Raw genomic sequence first — 16,626 nt, 5'->3', positions numbered from 1 at the left:
CCCCACGCCCGCACACGAGTGGTGTACGGGCGACGGGCTCACGCGCACGGCTACCGACGGAGCCGGGCGCCGTCCCACGTCAGCGCCCCGGCCATGACGTCGGCCAGCTCGATGCCGGGCCACGGGGTGTGCCAGTCCAGCACGGTGTCCGCGAACTGCAGGACCGTGCCGAGACCCTGGGACGGGCCCAGGTACGTCTCGCGCCAGTTCGGGTCGTCGAGCTTGGTGCCGGTGGTCCGGTAGCCGCAGGACGTCAGGTCACGCTCGAGCCCGACGACGTCATCGGTCAGGAAGGTGACGTGGTGCACCCCGGGCCCACGCTCGTCCAGGAACCGCTGCAGGTCCGAGCCGGGGTCGACCGGCTGGAGCAGCTCGAGCTTGACCTCACCCCGCAGGTGGAACTGGGCCGTGCGGAACCCGTAGTCGTGGTTGTCCCCGCCGCGCTGGAACTCGCCACCGAGGGCGCTCATGACCAGCTCGGCCGCGGGCCCGATGTCGGGCACCGCGAAGCCGATGTGGTCCAGCCATGGACGCTGGTCCGCGCCTTCCTCAACGGTCACGACGCCGGCGCCGCCGCGCTGGCCCCGCCCGAGTCCGAGACGCCGAGAAAAGCGCTCGCGACCCGCGGGTCGCCGCGCAGCTCGGCGCCCGTGCCACCCAGGACCTCGCGCCCCTGCTCCAGGACGTGCACCCCCGAGGCGAGCTCCATGGCCGCGGCGTTCTGCTCGACCATCACGATCGCGATGCCCCGCAGCGCGATCTCACGGACCGTCTCGAAGACCTTGTCGACCATCACCGGTGCCAGCCCCATCGACGGCTCGTCCATCAAGATGACGTCGGGATCGGCCATGAGCGCCCGCCCGAACGCGAGCATCTGCTGCTCACCGCCGCTCAGGAGACCCCCGGCCGACCGACGGCGGTCGGCGAGGATCGGGAACAGGTCGTACACGTCGGCGAGGATCGAGTCGCGGCTGCTGGCCTCGGTGTTGGAGTACCCGCCGAGCAGCAGGTTCTCCTCGACGCTCAACGACTGCACGATGCGGCGGCCCTCCGGCACCAGCACGACCTTGGACCGCACGACGCGCCAGGCCGGCTTGCCGGTGATGTCCTGGTCACCGATGCGGACCTGGCCGGACGCGGGCCTGACGACCCCGGCTATCGCCTTCAGCGTCGAGCTCTTGCCCGCGCCGTTCGCGCCGAGCAGCAGCTCGATCGTCCCCGGGACGGCCGTGAACGAGACGGACTCGACCGCGGTGAGGCGTCCGTAGCGGACGGTGAGGTCACGAACCTCAAGCTGACGTGTGTTGCGGGCCAAGATAGGCCTCCCTAACAGAAGAGTCGTTCATGACGGTGAGCGGATCGCCGTCGGCGATCACCTGCCCGTGATCGAGGGCGACCAGGTGGTCGCAGATCCGGGTCACGAGACCCAGGTCGTGCTCCACGAGCATCTGGGTCATGCCGTCCGCCCGGAGCGAGATCAGGAGGTCCGCCACCTGGCGGCGCTCCTCGCCGGACATGCCGGCGACCGGCTCGTCCAGCAGCAGCACCTCGGGCTCGCTGACGACCGCGCGAGCGATCTCGATCATGCGCTGGTGGCCGTACGGCAGATCCGTCGGCCGGTGCCGGGCGAGGTGCACGAGGCCGACCCGGTCGAGAGCCGCCAGTGCCTGCTCGCGCGTGCGCCGCTCGTTGGTGCGGGACCGACGGGGCCGCAGGAGGCCGTCGTACTGACCGCCCCCCGAGTCCGCGCCGAGGGCAACGTTCGCCAGGACGTCGAGCTCCGGGAGCAGGCGGATCGACTGGAACGTACGCCGCAGGCCCAGGCGGGCCAGCGCGAACGGCGAGGACCGGGTGGTGTCGGACCCGAGGAACTCGATCCGGCCGCCCGTCGCCGGCGAGATGCCGGACATCGCGTTGATCAGCGTGGTCTTGCCCGATCCGTTCGGACCGACGACGCCGCACAACGAGCCGCGCTCGAGCGTGAAGGTCACGCCATCGACGGCCTTGACGCCGCCGAAGTGCACCATGACGCCGTCCAGGCGTACCAAGGGTTCCGTGGTCATGAGCGCTCCTCCACCGAGACGGGATCGCCGGTGGGCTCCGGCTGGTGCGGATCCTGCGACCCGTCACCTGGACGCGGCCTGGTCCGGCCGGTGGCAGCACGGACGAGCCGGGCCACGATGCTGGTCAGTCCCTGCGGGGCGAAGATCACCATGACGACGATCAGGACGCCGTAGACCGCACTGCTCCACTCGTCCATGAAGGTCAGGACCTCGGGCAGGAAAGTGACGATCACCGCACCGACCACGGCGCCGATCCACGACCGGGAGCCGCCGATCACGACGATCGTGAGGCCCAGCACCACGAGGGTGAAGCCGCCGTCGCCGGGTCCGAGGACTCCGAAGATCAGCGGGCTGATCGCGCCGGACAGGCCGCCGAGCACCCCGCTCAGGACGATGCAGTAGATGCGTGCGCGTGGGACGTTGATGCCGACCGAGGAGGCCAGGGTCGCGTCCGTGCGCAGTGCGTCGAGGGCACGGCCGCCGGCACGGGCCTGCAGCAGGCCCACGACGACCGTCGCGACGACTGCCAGGAGCACCGCGTGGAGCAGGGTCACGTCACGCGGGATCCCGTACAGGCCGATCGCCCCACCCGTGACGCTCTCCCACGTGTACGCGAGCGACACGATGATGAGGTCGAACGCGATCGTGGCCATGCCGAGGTAGAGCCCCGACAGGCGGCCCAACGCGATCGCGAGAAGCAGCGACACCACCAGGACGATCACCAGCGACACGGCGACGGCCAACGGCCAGGCGATGTCCCGGTCGAGCATCCAGGCGGTCGCGTACCCGGCGATGGCCCACATGCCCGCGCTCGCGAGCGAGAACACACCGGCTCGGAGGACGACTTGGATGCTGAGGCCGAAGATGTAGTAGACCATGACGGTCTGCAGGAGCGTCTCGTTGTCGGAGACCCATTCGTTGATCATGCGCGCTGACCTGCCGCTCGGGTGAAGATGCCTTGGGGTCGCAGGAGCAGGACCACGATGATGAGGCCGAAGGCCACGAAGTCCTTCGCGTCACCGCCGAAGTACTCGACCGCGAACGTCTCGCCCAGTGCGAGGGCGAAGGCGCCGACCGCGGCGCCGGGGATGCTGCCGACCCCGCCGAGCACGACGGCGGCGAACGCCTTGAGCAGCAGGCCGTCACCCATGTGCGCCTCGATCGCGTTGGCGTTGGCGGCGAGCAGGAGGCCCGCCGTCCCGGCCAACGCACCGCTGATGAACATGGTCAGGGCCGAGAGCCGTGCCACGGGGATGCCCATGATGTCGGCGGTGACGGGATCGGCCGCGATCGTCCGCATCGCGCGGCCGGTCCGGGTCCGCGCGACGAACACGCTGAGGGCCGCTGCCAGCACGAGCGAAACGATGACGATGCCGATCTGCAGCGTCGTGATGCGTACCGAGCCGAACACGTGGATCTGTGTCTCCACGACGCCGGCCGGGAGGTTGACGACCTCGTCGGTCGACAGGTTGAGGGCGACCGTGACCGGGATGAGCCCGGCACCGATGCTCGCGATCAGCACGCCGAGCTCGGCCGAGTGCGCATCAGCGGTACGACGCTGCAGCGGGTGGTAGACGAGAACCTGCAGGAGGACGGAGAGGGCGCCGCCGACGAGGGCCGCGATGACCGCGAGCACCGCCAGATGGATGTCCTGCGTGACCTCACGCGTGATGAGGTACGCGCTGAAGGCGCCGAACATGAAGATGGAGCCGTGGGCGAGGTTCAGGATGTTCAGAACTCCCCACGACAGGCTCAGACCCATCGAGAACAACAGATAGATCGAGCCGAGGATGAGCGCGCTGCTCAAGAGCTGGAGCATGGATCTTCTTTCACAGAGGAGGAGCCGGCCGGGACGCCTCGACGTCCCGGCCGGCCGGCGGTCAAGGAGCCAGACGCGCGGTGGCGTCCTGCCACTCGATCAGCACGCCCTCGGCTCGTGCGTCACGGTCCTCGAACGTGAGGGGACCGACAGCGCCCTCGATGCCCTCGTCGGCAGCCTTCGAGAAGCCCTCCCGGACGTCGGAGCGGTCGAAGCTCTTGGCGTTCTTCAGGCCGGCGACCGTGAACATCACGGCGTCCCAGGCCTCGGCCGTGAAGGCGTCGATCTCTTCGGCCTTCGTGCCCGTGATCTTGGTGTACGCCGCGACGAAGTCCTTCGTGCCGGCGTTGTCCGCGTCGGGGTGGAAGTCCGTGGGCCACGTCAGGCCGTCGGCCTTGGCGCCGAGGGGCTTCAGCACGCCTCCGGAGAAGCCGGGCGTGCCGCCGATCAGACCCTCGAAGCCGCTCTGCAGGATCTGGGTCACGATCGTGACGTTCGGCGTGCCCTGGCCGAGCACCAGGACGGCCTCGGGCTTCGCCGAGACGATGCCGTTGGCGAGGCCCGTGAAGTCGAATCCGTCGCCGGCGAACTTGCTGCTCTTCACCAGCTTGATCCCGGCGTCCTTCAGCAGGTCGGGATAGACCTTCTCACCGAGGTCGACCAGGGTCGGGTTGTCCGTCTGGTAGGCGATCGCGACGCTCTTGACGCCCTTGCTCTCCCAGTGGTCGACCTGCTTCTTGTGGTACGACGACTGCGGCGCGGTCGTGCGGAACACGTAGTCACCCGCGTCCACGACGCCCTCGGTGCCGGACTGCACCGCGACCAGCGGGATCTCCTCGTCCTGGGCGATGGGGGCGATCGCCACGGCCTCGGCGCTGGAGCAGCCGAAGATCGTCGACGCAGCATCCGATGACGCGGCGTCGCTCATGGCGGCCGACGCCTTGCGGGGATCGGTCGCGGTGTCGCGGACCTTGAGCTTGATGGTGACGCCGTCGAGCATGTCGTCCTGGTTGGCCTTCTTGATGGCCGCCTCCGCGCCCGCGCGGACCGACTTGCCGCAGAACGCCGCGGCGCCGGTGAGCTCGGTCAGCAGGTCGACCGTGACGGTGTCAGCGTCCGCCTTGGACTCTCCGGAGTCGCTGCCCGATCCGCAGGCCCCGAGGACGAGGGCTGCAACCGTTCCGAGCGCCAGGACCCTGCCGGAGCGCCGGCTTGTGGTAGACGTCATTTTACCATCCGTTCGTTTGGTGACTTGCCGACAAGAGTACGAGACTCACGTCACATGTCAAGCCAATCGGACGACGAGCCGCGTCGGCCCGCTCGGCAGCGTCAGGCTTTGCGGGACGGGGAGACGAGGCCGGACACGAAGATGTCCGAGAACTGCCGGCCGATCTCGTCGGGGCCACGCGAGCCCGGATCGCGGTACCAGCGGTAGATCCAGTTCGTCGCGCCCAGCACGGCGAGGGCCGCCATCGACGCATCGATCTCGGGCCGGATGCTGCCCTCGGCCTGGCCGGCGCGGATGAGGTCGCGCAGCTGCTCGGTGTAGCCCAGCGCCGAGAGCTCCTCGCGCCGACCGGGCGAGAGCTGGTCGAACTCGTGCAGGAACACCGTCGTCGCCGTGATGTTGTCGATCAGGTAGCGCACGTGGCCCTGGATCGCGTGCTCGAGCCGGTCGACCGCATCGCCCGGACCCGTGGTGATACGGCGAAAATTGGCCACTCCCTCCCAGTACACGCCGCGGATGACCTCGTACAGCAGATCGTCCTTGGTCTTGATGTAGTAGTAGAGACTGCCCTTCAGCATCCCGAGCTCGTCGGCGATGTGCTGGAGCGAGGTGGCGGCGTACCCGCGGTCCGCGAACATCCTGGCCGAGACGTCGAGCAGCTCCTTCCATCGCTCGTCGCCCGACTTGCGCGGCGACTGACGGTTCGACGTCGTGACCTTGCGACCCGACCTGGGCATCGACGCCGAATCGCTGGTCGTGGCGTCGTCCGCGCCCCCCGGCGCCTTGGGTCCTGCACTTGCGTTCATTTGCGAGAAGTTACCATCCGAGCGTTTGACTTGTCGCACGCCGCGCGCAGCCGCGAACCACTGACGACCCGGCCCCGACGGCGGGGAAGCCCTCTCGGAGCACCGCTCAGGCTGGGATCCGGTGATTGCTCTACCAACCGGCCGTTTGTATGATGCACGGATGACCGATCTCTCCCCGTTCGCCGAGCTGCTGAGAATCTACGCGTACGGCTACACGGCGAGCCACGACTTCACGGTCTGCGACCGGATCATGGTCGAGGACTACGTGCTGCACATGAACACGTTCAGCCTCCGCGGCCGCGACGAGCAGTACAAGCCCGCGACCGCCAAGCAGTACCGCCAGTACCCCGGCCTCGGCTTCACGGTCCACGGGTTCATCTCGAACGGCGAGCGCGCCGCCCTGCACTTCACCGAGCACGGCCGGTCGGTCCTCTCCGGGACGTCCGCGAGCTGGCAGGGCGTCAGCATGTACCGGTGGGACCACGAGCGCCTCACCGAGTGCCGGGTGGAGCAGGACTACTTCTCGCGGGCCGCGCAGCAGCACGACGGTGTCCCCCTTCCCGTCTCCGCCCCCGCCCTCGACCCCTTCATGGCGCCGGACGAGCCCGCGTCACCCCACATCGAGGACGTCGTGCGCGCGTGGCTCGAGTCCTCGCGATGGCTGGACGACCCGGAGATCACCCGGGACGACGCGACCCCCGGCGCCCCCCTCGCACGGTTCGACGCGCCCACCTCGCGCGTCATCGACCTGTTCAGCGCCAGCGATCAGGCTGCGTTCCACGTCTCGGTGTCGGGCGCCTACGCAGGCGGCCTGGGCGACGCCCATGACGGCCTGCGGGGCGTCGACGGTGAGCTCTACGCGACCGGGCTCGTCCGGGTGGTCGACGGACGCATCACGGGCCACGTCGTCACCGATCGGTACACGTACCTGCGCCGGCTCGCCGCAGCTGCCTGAGGGCTCGAGCACGAGGAGGGGCCGGCCCGGGCATCCGGACCGGCCCCTCCTCGTCCCCAGAGGTCAGGGAACCGTGGCGATGAGCCCGCCGTCGACGACCAGTGATGAGCCCGTGACGTACCCGGCCAGGGTGCTCGCGAGGTAGACCACCGCGTTCGCGATGTCGTCCGGCGTGCCGAGGCGGCCGAGCGGCACCTTCGCCACCGTCGCCGCGTACGCGTCCGTCGCCAGCGTGCGGTCGACCGTCGTCATGTGCGTCTCGATGATCCCGGGCAGGACCGAGTTGACCCGCACGCCCGCGGAGCCGAGCTCGAAGGCCAGGGTGCTCGTCATCAGCAGGATCCCCGCTTTGGAGGCGCTGTACGCCGCGGAGCTCCGCGACCCGAGGATCCCGGCGATGCTCGCGACGTTGACGATGCTGCCGGAGCCGCGCTCGGCCATCCGGCGTCCCGCGGCCCGACAACCCAGGAACGTGCCCCGCAGGTTCACCGCGAGCACCTGGTCGAAGTCCGCGGGATCCATCTCGACGACCCGGCTCGCCGGTCCCACGATGCCGGCGTTGTTGACCAGCACGTCGACCCCGCCGAACGGGTCCGCGGCCGCGACGGCCGCCTCGATCGAGTCCGGCTGGCTGACGTCGCACGACACGAAGAGGCTGTCGCCCCCGATGACCTCGTGCGTCGGCCGGCCGCCCTCCCGCGGTTCCGAGACGACGTCGGCGACCACCACGGCGCGGGCGCCCTGGGCGGCGGCCGCGAGGGCGATCGCCCGCCCGTTGCCGCTCGAGCCGCCGGTGACGACCACGACCCGGTCCTGCAGGAGACCGTGGCTCACCTCAGGAGCTCCAGGATCGTCGCGTTCGCCATGCCGCCGCCCTCGCAGATCGCCTGCAGGCCGTACTGGATGTCGTTGTCGCGCATGTGGTGCAGCATCGTGGTCATGACACGGGCGCCGGAGCCGCCGAGCGGGTGACCCAGGGCGATCGCGCCGCCGTTCGGGTTGACCTTGTCGGTGTCGGGACCGATCTCGTCCTCCCACGCACCGATGACCGACGCGAAGGCCTCGTTGACCTCGAAGACACCGATCTCCGACAGCGGGATCCCCGACCGGTCGAGGATCTTGCGCGTCGCGGGGATCGGACCGGTCAGCATCGTGATCGGGTCGACGCCCACGACCGCGGACGACACGAAACGTGCAATCGGGGTGAGGCCGAGGTCGCGCGCCTTCTCGGCAGTCATGATCAGCAGTGCGGCGGCGCCGTCCGAGATCTGCGAGGCGTTGCCGGCCGTCACCCGGCCGTTCTCCTGGAAGGGCGTCTTGAGCTTGGCGAGCGTCTCCAGGGTCGTCCCGCGGCGCACGCCCTCGTCGGTGTCGACGACGACGCCCTCGGGGGTCGTGACGGGCACGATCTGGCCGGCGAACCGTCCGGCGTCGATCGCCGCGGCGGCGCGCTCGTGCGAGCGGACCGCGATCGAGTCGAGGCGCTCACGGTTGAGGCCCCACTTCTCGGCGATCATCTCCGCGCCGATGCCCTGCGGCACGAGCTGGTCGCCGTAGCGTGCCGTGACGAGGGGCGACTGCGGGTGACCGGGACCGTTCTCGACCGACGAGAACATCTGCACGCGGCTCATGGACTCGACACCACCGGCGACGACGATGTCGTAGTGCCCGGCCATCACACCGGCAGCGGCGAAGGCCGCGGCCTGCTGCGAGGAGCCGCACTGCCGGTCCACGGTCGTGGAGGGCACCGACTCGGGCCAGCCGGCGGCGAGCACGCCGTAGCGACCGACGTTCATCGACTGCTCACCCACCTGGCTCACACATCCCCAGATGACGTCCTCCACGAGGGCCGGGTCGAGCCCCGTGCGGTCCACGAGCCCCTGCAGGACCGTGGCGGACAGATCGGCCGGGTGGACGCCCGACAGGCCGCCGTTGCGCTTGCCGATCGGCGTGCGCACGGCCTCGACGATTACTGCATCCTTCATGTGAAAGCTCCTCTTGGTTGTGGTGTGTCAGTCGGCGGTGGGTACGAGGGAGTTGCGGGGGCCGCCGCCGTCGACCAGCACGCGCTGGCCGGTGACGTAGGAGGCCGAGGGACCCGCCAGGAAGGCCACGACCCCGGCCACGTCCTCCGGTCGGCAGACCCGACCGAGCGGGGAGAGCTCGTCGAGGGTCGACGCGCTCGCATGACCCGTCGTCGCCTCGGTGAGACGGTTGCCCATGTCGGTCGCCACCAGGCCCGGGGCGACCAGGTTGACCCGGACCCCGTGCACCCGCTCCTCGCGCGCCATCACGACCGCCGCCGCTCCCATGGCCGCCTTCGCCGCGGCGTACGGAGCCGTTCCCTCGGGCAGCAGGTCCACGACCGTGCTGGAGACGAAGACCGCGCTCCCCTTCTGCCTGCGCAGCGAGGGCATGGCGGCCGCGGCCAGCTCGATGTTCGACAGGGCGTGGATGTGCAGCATCCGCAGGTACTCCGCGAGGGTCGTGTCGACCGTCGACAACCCACGGGAGGCAGAACCCGCATTGCCCACGACCACGGCGATGTCCCCGTGCTCGGCCAGCACGGCCTCGACCAGCGCCGTCGCGGCGCCGGGCTCGGACAGCTCGGCCTGCACCGCATGCGCCTCGCCGCCCGCCTCGGCGACGGCGCGCAGCAGGTCGTCGGCCGACTCCCGGTCGCGACGGTAGGAGAAGACGACCCGGTGGTCGAGGGCCAGGGCCGCGACGATCGCCCGCCCGACGCCCCGGGACCCACCGGTCACGACGGCCAGCGGGCGCGTCACGAGGCCACCTCGCTGCGTCGCACGAGCTCGGCCCGGGCCGTGATGACCGTGGTGCCCTCACCCGTCCGGACCGTGACGTCGAACGTCGTGGCATCCGGCTCGGCCTGGTCGGACGGGACCGCCGAGACGGTCACCGCGTCACCCGCGAGGACGTTGCCGAGAAGACGGAACGACACGCGGGCGACCCGGTGGTCCGGGTGCGTCTGCTCGAACAGGTTGTAGACCGTCGCCATCGTCGAGGGTCCCTGGTTCACGACGCGCGCGGCGCCGATGCCCGCAGCGGCCTCTGGATCGAAGTGGATCGGGTTGGGGTCCGCCAGCAGCAGCGCCAGCACCTTCATCTTCTCCGGGTCGACCTCGGGGAGCTGCCACGTGAGCACCTCGCCCGGTGGGGTGAAGGTCATGAGTCGTCCCTTCCGATCGCGTACACGTTGGTGACGCTGGCGACCCGGGCGCCGTCCTCGGCGTCCAGGAGGTCGAAGCGGCACGTGGCCAGGTCGAAGGTGCCGAGCACGGCACCCTGCTTGCGCACCAGGGCGACCACCTCGCCCTCGACGGCGTACGTGCGGCCGGTCTCGAGGTCCCGGTCGAGCTCGATCGTCGACTGCGCCAGCATCGGGCCGTCGGCGATGTCGCACTCCAGCAGCTCGAACAGCCCGGCGACGCTCAGCCCCATGCCCCGCTGCACGCCGATGAACGCCATGATCGGGTGGGGCTGCGGCGAGGCCGCAGCCGACAGCGCGTCGCGCGAGAGCCAGCTCTCGTACCCGGCGATGCTGTACTCACCGCCGGGCACGCGCGATCCCACCAGGTGCTGGAGGGGGTGCGTTCCAGTCTCCATGTCAGAACGACCGCGGCAGGCCGAGTCCTTCGGCAATGCCGTTGCGTGCCATCTCGTTGGTGATGGGGCCGATGCGGAACAGGCGGACGTCCCGCCAGTACCGCTGCATGTTCGTCTCGGCCGAGTAACCCATGCCGCCGAGGATCTGCAGGCCCAGGTCAGCGCCCTGACCCGCGAGCTCGGACGCGATGACCTTCGCCATGTTCGACATCGCGCCGGCGTCCCGGCCCGTCGCCTGCATCCACGCCGCCTTGAACACCACGAGCTCGGACTGCTCGCGCCACATCGCGATGTTCGCGACATGGTGCTGCAGCGCCTGGAACCGGCCGATCTTCCCGCCGAACGCCTCACGCTCGTCCATGTACCTGAGGGCGTCCTCCAGGACGCCGTCGAGGATTCCGACGCAGAACGAGGCCAGCATGACGCGCTCGTTGTTGAGGGTCGGCAGCAGCATGTACCACGCACGACCGGGCTCGCCCAGGACGTTCTCGTCGGGGATGAAGACCTCGTCGAGGAACACGTCGCACGAGCCGAGCGCGCGCATGCCGAGCTTCGGGATCTCCCGGATCGTGACGCCCTCGGACTTGGCCGGGAGGATGAACAGGGTCAGGCCCTGGGTCCGCTTCTCGGTCTCCTCGGTGCGCGCGAGCAGCAGGATGTTGTCGGCGACGTGCGCCATCGAGCTCCAGGTCTTCTGGCCGTTGACGACCCAGCCGCCCTCGACCTTCCTCGCGCGGGTGCGCATGGCGCCGAGGAGGTCCGTGCCACCGCCGGGCTCGGTGAAGCCGATGGCCCACTTGTCCTCACCCGAGCAGATGCGCGGCAGGTAGTGCTTCTTCTGCTCCTCGCTGCCGTACAGGCCGACCGACTTGCCGCCGGCGAACGAGGTGATGCCCCAGACCCAGGTGAGTCCGGCCAGCGACCGGGACAGTCCCCGGGCGAGCAGCATCTGGGTCACGATGTCGCCACCCTGGCCGCCGTACTCCTCCGGGATCCCGACGCCGTGGAAGCCCGCTGACGCCATCTTCTGGAACAGGTCCTCGGGGAAGGTGTGCTCCTCCTTCTCCCACGCCAGGGCGGCGGACTTGGGCGCCTCGCGGTCGACCCAGTCGCGCACGAACTCCACGAAGTCTTCCTGGTCCTGAGTGATGCTGAAATCCATGTCGATGCTCCTTGTGTGATGTGTGTGGTGAGGCGTGCGGTTCAGGGGCGGATGATGACCTTGCCGACCGCTTCGCCGCTCTCGAGCCGGGCGACCGCTGCCTGCGCGTCGTCGAGGGAGTGGATCGAGTCGATCGCGGGGTGGATGTCGGCCGCGACGCAGAACGCCACGAGCGAGGACAGCTGCTCGACCGTCCCCATCGACGAGCCGAGGATCCTGACGTGGTTGAGGAACACCTTCATCAGGTCGAGGGAGACCTTGGCGCCGGTGGTCGCGCCGGCCACGACGATCGTTCCGCCAGGGCGCACGGACTTCGTGCTGTGGTCCCAGGTCGCGGCGCCGACCGTCTCGAGCACGATGTCGGCCCGGGCGGGCAGACGCTCGCCGGCGGCGAAGACCGCCGTGGCACCGATCTTCTGGGCAGCGGCAAGCCGCTGCTCGTCACGGCCGGTGACCCACACGCGCAGGCCCGCGCGCGAGGCGAGGGTGATCGCTGCGGTCGACACGCCGCCGCCGGCGCCCTGGATCAGCACGGTGTCGCCGGGCTTGGCCTCGGCCTTCACGAAGAGCATCTGGTAGGCGGTCAGCCAGGCGGTCGGGAGGCACGCGGCCTCCTCGAAGCTCAGCCCGGCGGGCTTGTCGACCAGGTTGCGGTCGGGCACGAGGACCGCATCGGCCGCACCCCCGGTCGTGGCCTCGGCCAGCATGCGACGGCGCGGGTCGAGCAGCTCGGTGCCGCCACCGCGTGACGGGTCGGCCACGAGCGAGTGCACGACGACCTCGCGCCCGTCGGGCGTGACGCCGGCGATGTCCGAGGCGATGCCCAGCGGGAAGTGCTCGGCGGTGACGCCGACGCCCTTGATCGACCACAGGTCGTGCTGGTTGAGGGCCGCGGCCTTGACCTGCACGGTGGTCCATCCCTCACGGGCCTCAGGCTCGGAGGCCTCGACGACCTCGATGACGTCCGAGGGCAGGTCGGTGGCGATCTCGCGGGCTTGTGCTCTTCTCATGTCGGTACCTCCAGGAACCGTCGGGATGGGGAGTTGTTCGAGTTCTCACGGGCGTGGAAGGGCGGCGCCACCTGCCACAGCGGTCCGGCGGCGGTCTCCACCTCGATGAGCGAGCCCCGTTCGCGGACCTGCGGATCGTCGGGCAGGTCGTCGATGTCGAGGACCCCCGACACGCACGTGTCGGGCAGGTCGAGCTCGGCCAGCCACTGCTCCAGGGGCCTCGTGGCCAGCACGGCCGCGACCTCGGGCACGAGCGTCGGATCGGTCTGCCGCGTCGCCCACTCGGGGTGGCCGAGGATCTCCACGACGCGTTGCCAGAACTTCTCCTCGACGGCGGCGACGGCGAGGTGCCGGCCGTCCGACGTCGGGTACACGCGGTAGCAGGGGCTCCGTCCGTCCAACGGGGTCGCGACCGGGACGTCCAGCCGCTGGGACGCGAGGCGCTCGGCGATCTGCATGCCGCCCAGCACCAGAGCCGCGTCGGCCAGGGCAAGATCGATGAACGAGCCGCGGCCCGTCTCACGCGCCGACAGGACGCCGGCCGTCAGGCCGAGTGCCGCCAGCACCCCGCCCGTGACGTCCGCGACGAGGGTCGGCGGCACCTCGCGGTCGGCGCCGAGCAGCCCTGCCCGTGCCACGAAGTTCAGGTCGTGGCCGGCTGCGGACGCGCGCGGGCCCTCCTGCCCGTAGCCCGAGAGCGCCAGGTGGACCAGCGCGGGGTTGATCTCGGCGAGGACCTCGTAGCCGATGCCCAGCCGGTCAGCCACGCCCGGACGGAAGCTCTCGACCAGGGCATCGGCACGTCCCACGAGCTCGAACAGCTCGGCGCGTCCGGCCTCGGACTTGAGGTCGAGGGAGAGCGAGGTCTTGCCGCGATCCATGTACTGGTGCTGCGCGCTCGAGTCCGTGCCGATGCGCGGCTCGAGCCAGCGGGTCGCGTCGCCGCCCGGCGGCTGCTCGATCTTGACGACCTCGGCCCCGAGATCGCTGAGGAGCAACGTCCCCGTCCCGCCCGGCAGCATGCGGGTCAGGTCGATCACCGTCATGCCCTCGAGGGGACGCCAGGGCGCGCTCACCGGGTGAGCCCCCGTCCGACGATGTCCTTCATGATCTCGTTGGCGCCGCCGTAGATCCGCTGCACCCGCGCATCGCGCCAGCGACGCGAGATCTCGTACTCGTCCATGAATCCGTACCCGCCGAACAGCTGGAGGGCCTGGTCCAGGACGGTCCCCTCCAGGTCGGTCGCCCAGAACTTGGCACCGGCCGCGTCCTCGGCGGTCAGTCGGCCCTCGTCGAGCTCGACGACGCACGCGTCCACGTGGCTGCGGGCGACCTGCACCGCGGTGTGCATCTCGGCGAGGGTGTGGCTCACGGCCTGGTGACGGTTGATGGGACGGCCGAAGGTCGACCGCATGGCCGTGTGCTCGAGTGCGAGCTGCAGACCGGTGTGGGCGCTCTCCACCGCGTGCACCGCGATCGAGAGACGTTCGCGCGCCAGGTTGCGCTTGACCAGGCTGAACGCGCGACCGGGCTCGCCGAGGATGTTCTCGACCGGCACGGCGCAGTCGTCGAAGAAGATCTCCGCGGTGTCCTGCCCCCGGCGGCCGGCCTTCTTCAGCGGCTTGCCCCGCGTCATCCCGGGCGTGCCCTCCTCGACGACGACCAGCGTCATCCCGCGGCCGTCGTCCTCGCCCGTGCGCACGAGCACGATGACGAGGTCGGCGATCGATCCGTTCGTGATGAACGTCTTGGAGCCGTTGAGCACGATCGCCCCCCCCTCGCGGCGTCCGCTGGTCGCGACCGCGGCCAGGTCGGAGCCGGCCTGCGGCTCGGTCATCGCGATCGCCGTGACCGTGTCCCCGGCGGTGAACCCGGGCAGCCAGCGACGGCGCTGCTCCTCGTTCGTGAACTCCAGCAGGTACGGCGTGACGATGTCGTTGTGCAGCGAGAAGCCGTCGTTCGCGATGCCGCTCGCGGCGACCTCCTCCTGGATCACCGCGTTGTAGCGGAAGTCCGTGATGCCGAGGCCGCCGAGCTCGGGATCCGCCTCGAAGCCGAGGTACCCGGCCTGGCCCGCCTTCCGCCAGAACTCCCGCGGCAGGGTGCCGGCCGACTCCCAGTCCTCGACGTACGGCACGGCCTCGTGCTCCAGGAACTCGCGGAACGCGGCCCGGAACGTCTCGTGCTCGGCGGAGTACAGGTGACGCCTCACGATCAGAGCCTCGTGGCCGCGTCGAGCCGCACGTACTCACCGTTGAGCAGCGTGACCTCCATGAAGGTCTTCACGACCGCGGCGAAGTCTGCCGGCGTGCCGAGCCGCTTGGGGAACACGTGCAGGTCGACCAGGGCCGCGCGACGCGCCTCGTCGACGCCCGCCAGCATGGGCGTGTCCATGATCCCGGGCGCCACCGACATGACGCGGATGCCCCACACGGACAGGTCGCGGGCCAGCTGCAGCGTGAGGGCGAGGATCGCGCCCTTGGAGGCCGTGTAGGCCGCCTGTCCGGTCTGTCCTTCCAGCCCGGCCGCTGACGCGACGTTGACGATGAGGCCCCGCTCGCCGTCGGCCCCCGCGTCCTGCTCGCTCATGGCCTTCGCGACGTGGCGGATCACGTCGAACGCCCCGGTCAGGTTGATGTCGAGCGTCGTGCGGAAGGTGTCGAGGGGAAACATCGTCCCCTTGCGGTCGACCACGCGGTGCGCGGGCGAGATGCCGGCTGCGTTGACGCACAGGTCGATCCGGCCGAAGGTCTCGACCGCCTGCGCGACCGCCGCGGCGACCTGGTCGGCGTCCGACACGTCGGTCGGGATGAACAGCACGTCGTCACCCAGCTCGGCGGCCAGGTCGGCCGCTGGGCTCCGGTCCAGGTCGAGGACGACCGCCTTGCCGCCGTTCTCGAGCAGCATCCGGACGACTCCTGCGCCCAGGCCACCGCCGCCGCCGGTCACCAGTCCCACCGATCCCTGCACCTGCATCTGACAGCTCCTCGTTCTCGACGACGTCGGATTCGCAATCTACCGTATGTTTGGTTGTTGGTCGATAGTCTCAACCAGTTCTCATCGCCCGATCACCGGAGGGAATCGTCCTCCGCCGAAATACCAGTAGGAATCCGCGTCGTCGACCGCTTCTCACTTCAGACAGATCCACCAAACACCCGTTTGTCAATACTCAGGAGAGTCCATGAACCCCGTCTCGACCTCGCTCCACGACGGCGTCGCCGTCATCTCGCTCGACCACCCGCCCGTCAACGCGCTGGCCGAGCCGGTGCTGCTGGGACTGACGTCCGCGCTCGAGTCGCTGACCGACGACGTCCGGGTCGTCGTCATCCGCTCGGCGCACGACGGTCAGTTCATCGCAGGAGGTGACATCGCCGAGCTCCTGGAGGCGGCCGGCGATCCCGAGCAGATCCGCCACCACACCGCGATCACGACCCGCCTGTTCGAGCTGATGGACGCACTCCCCCAGCCGATCGTGGCCGCCGTCGGCGGGCCTGCCGTCGGCGGCGGGCTCGAGCTGCTGCTCTGCTGCGACATCGTGGTGGCATCGACCACCGCAGTCCTCGGCACACCGGAGATCAAGCTGGGGCTCATCCCCGGGGCGGGCGGCACCCAGCGCCTGCCCCGCCGGGTCGGCGAGCTCGCGGCCCTCGAGCTCGTGCTCACCGGCCGCCTCGTCGATGCCGCCGAGGCCCTGAGGCTCGGCCTCGTGACCCGCGTCGTCGAGCCGGGCACGGTCGACGAGGCCACCCAGGACCTGGCCCGCCGGCTCGCCCGGACGGCGCCGGCGGCCCTGCGATCGGCCAAGACGACCGTTCGCACCGCGTCGACGGTCGCCCTCGCGGAGGGTCTGGCGCTCGAGCACCGGCACTTCCTCGCGCTCATGGAGTCCCCCGACGCGATCAGCGGCCTGCAGCGGTTCCTCGACCGGTCGCGCACGTCCTCCTGAGCGCTCGGCC

At 70.2% G+C, this 16,626-nt stretch carries 19 protein-coding genes; 2 read left to right on the top strand and 17 right to left on the bottom strand.

Annotated features, from left to right (window positions below; genetic code table 11):
* Positions 1-50: 50 nt before the first annotated feature.
* The 7 genes from C3E78_RS02975 to C3E78_RS02945 form a co-directional block, all read right to left on the bottom strand.
* Positions 51-560, bottom strand: coding sequence for a VOC family protein (locus C3E78_RS02975; RefSeq protein ID WP_108576913.1), 510 nt, complete (start codon positions 558-560; stop codon positions 51-53).
* Positions 557-1,315, bottom strand: a complete 759-nt coding sequence (locus tag C3E78_RS02970) for an ABC transporter ATP-binding protein (RefSeq protein ID WP_108576912.1) — start codon at positions 1,313-1,315, stop codon at positions 557-559. The genes C3E78_RS02975 and C3E78_RS02970 overlap by 4 nt, the downstream gene beginning before the upstream one ends.
* Positions 1,290-2,063: an ABC transporter ATP-binding protein gene (locus C3E78_RS02965; protein WP_108576911.1), complete on the bottom strand. Its 774-nt coding sequence runs from the start codon at positions 2,061-2,063 to the stop codon at positions 1,290-1,292. The genes C3E78_RS02970 and C3E78_RS02965 overlap by 26 nt, the downstream gene beginning before the upstream one ends.
* Positions 2,060-2,989, bottom strand: a complete 930-nt coding sequence (locus C3E78_RS02960; RefSeq protein WP_108576910.1) for a branched-chain amino acid ABC transporter permease — start codon at positions 2,987-2,989, stop codon at positions 2,060-2,062. The genes C3E78_RS02965 and C3E78_RS02960 overlap by 4 nt, the downstream gene beginning before the upstream one ends.
* On the bottom strand, positions 2,986-3,882 hold the full coding sequence (locus C3E78_RS02955) for a branched-chain amino acid ABC transporter permease (RefSeq protein ID WP_108576909.1): 897 nt from the start codon (positions 3,880-3,882) through the stop codon (positions 2,986-2,988). Before C3E78_RS02955 ends, C3E78_RS02960 begins: the two co-directional genes overlap by 4 nt.
* A gap of 61 nt (positions 3,883-3,943) precedes the next feature.
* On the bottom strand, positions 3,944-5,110 hold the full coding sequence (locus tag C3E78_RS02950; protein WP_108576908.1) for an ABC transporter substrate-binding protein: 1,167 nt from the start codon (positions 5,108-5,110) through the stop codon (positions 3,944-3,946).
* Positions 5,111-5,211: 101 nt separating this feature from the next.
* Positions 5,212-5,916, bottom strand: coding sequence for a TetR/AcrR family transcriptional regulator (locus C3E78_RS02945; RefSeq protein ID WP_108576907.1), 705 nt, complete (start codon positions 5,914-5,916; stop codon positions 5,212-5,214).
* Positions 5,917-6,076: 160 nt separating this feature from the next.
* Between C3E78_RS02945 and C3E78_RS02940 the strand changes: the two genes are divergently transcribed.
* On the top strand, positions 6,077-6,871 hold the full coding sequence (locus C3E78_RS02940; protein ID WP_108576906.1) for a nuclear transport factor 2 family protein: 795 nt from the start codon (positions 6,077-6,079) through the stop codon (positions 6,869-6,871).
* Positions 6,872-6,934: 63 nt separating this feature from the next.
* On the opposite strand, the gene C3E78_RS02935 is transcribed toward C3E78_RS02940, so the two are convergent.
* The 10 genes from C3E78_RS02935 to C3E78_RS02890 are packed head-to-tail and all read right to left on the bottom strand — an operon-like array spanning position 6,935 to position 15,646.
* Complete coding sequence (locus C3E78_RS02935) at positions 6,935-7,705, bottom strand: SDR family NAD(P)-dependent oxidoreductase (protein WP_108576905.1); 771 nt, start codon at positions 7,703-7,705, stop codon at positions 6,935-6,937.
* Positions 7,702-8,856: a thiolase family protein gene (locus C3E78_RS02930; protein ID WP_108576904.1), complete on the bottom strand. Its 1,155-nt coding sequence runs from the start codon at positions 8,854-8,856 to the stop codon at positions 7,702-7,704. Before C3E78_RS02930 ends, C3E78_RS02935 begins: the two co-directional genes overlap by 4 nt.
* 27 nt (positions 8,857-8,883) lie before the next feature.
* On the bottom strand, positions 8,884-9,657 hold the full coding sequence (locus C3E78_RS02925; RefSeq protein ID WP_108576903.1) for an SDR family NAD(P)-dependent oxidoreductase: 774 nt from the start codon (positions 9,655-9,657) through the stop codon (positions 8,884-8,886).
* On the bottom strand, positions 9,654-10,061 hold the full coding sequence (locus C3E78_RS02920; RefSeq protein WP_108576902.1) for a MaoC family dehydratase: 408 nt from the start codon (positions 10,059-10,061) through the stop codon (positions 9,654-9,656). Before C3E78_RS02920 ends, C3E78_RS02925 begins: the two co-directional genes overlap by 4 nt.
* Positions 10,058-10,498, bottom strand: a complete 441-nt coding sequence (locus C3E78_RS02915; protein ID WP_108576901.1) for a hypothetical protein — start codon at positions 10,496-10,498, stop codon at positions 10,058-10,060. The genes C3E78_RS02920 and C3E78_RS02915 overlap by 4 nt, the downstream gene beginning before the upstream one ends.
* 1 nt (position 10,499) lies before the next feature.
* Positions 10,500-11,660, bottom strand: a complete 1,161-nt coding sequence (locus C3E78_RS02910) for an acyl-CoA dehydrogenase family protein (RefSeq protein WP_108576900.1) — start codon at positions 11,658-11,660, stop codon at positions 10,500-10,502.
* A gap of 41 nt (positions 11,661-11,701) precedes the next feature.
* The gene (locus C3E78_RS02905; protein WP_108576899.1) at positions 11,702-12,670 is read right to left on the bottom strand and encodes a zinc-binding dehydrogenase; all 969 of its coding nucleotides are present in this window, start codon (positions 12,668-12,670) and stop codon (positions 11,702-11,704) included.
* The gene (locus C3E78_RS02900; protein ID WP_135804915.1) at positions 12,667-13,716 is read right to left on the bottom strand and encodes a CaiB/BaiF CoA transferase family protein; all 1,050 of its coding nucleotides are present in this window, start codon (positions 13,714-13,716) and stop codon (positions 12,667-12,669) included. The genes C3E78_RS02905 and C3E78_RS02900 overlap by 4 nt, the downstream gene beginning before the upstream one ends.
* A 26-nt stretch (positions 13,717-13,742) precedes the next feature.
* Complete coding sequence (locus tag C3E78_RS02895; protein ID WP_108576897.1) at positions 13,743-14,882, bottom strand: acyl-CoA dehydrogenase family protein; 1,140 nt, start codon at positions 14,880-14,882, stop codon at positions 13,743-13,745.
* Positions 14,883-14,884: 2 nt separating this feature from the next.
* Entirely contained in the window at positions 14,885-15,646 is a 762-nt protein-coding gene (locus C3E78_RS02890) for an SDR family NAD(P)-dependent oxidoreductase (RefSeq protein WP_108576896.1), read from the bottom strand.
* 205 nt (positions 15,647-15,851) lie between these two features.
* Here C3E78_RS02890 and C3E78_RS02885 point away from each other — a divergent pair, with 205 nt between their 5' ends.
* A complete protein-coding gene (locus C3E78_RS02885; RefSeq protein ID WP_108576895.1) occupies positions 15,852-16,616 on the top strand; it encodes an enoyl-CoA hydratase/isomerase family protein in 765 nt (254 codons plus the stop codon).
* The last annotated feature ends 10 nt before the right edge of the window (positions 16,617-16,626 follow it).

Origin of the sequence: Aeromicrobium chenweiae (assembly GCF_003065605.1) — a bacterium.
GTDB lineage: Bacteria > Actinomycetota > Actinomycetes > Propionibacteriales > Nocardioidaceae > Aeromicrobium > Aeromicrobium chenweiae.
This window is presented reverse-complemented; position numbering and strand designations above follow the sequence as displayed.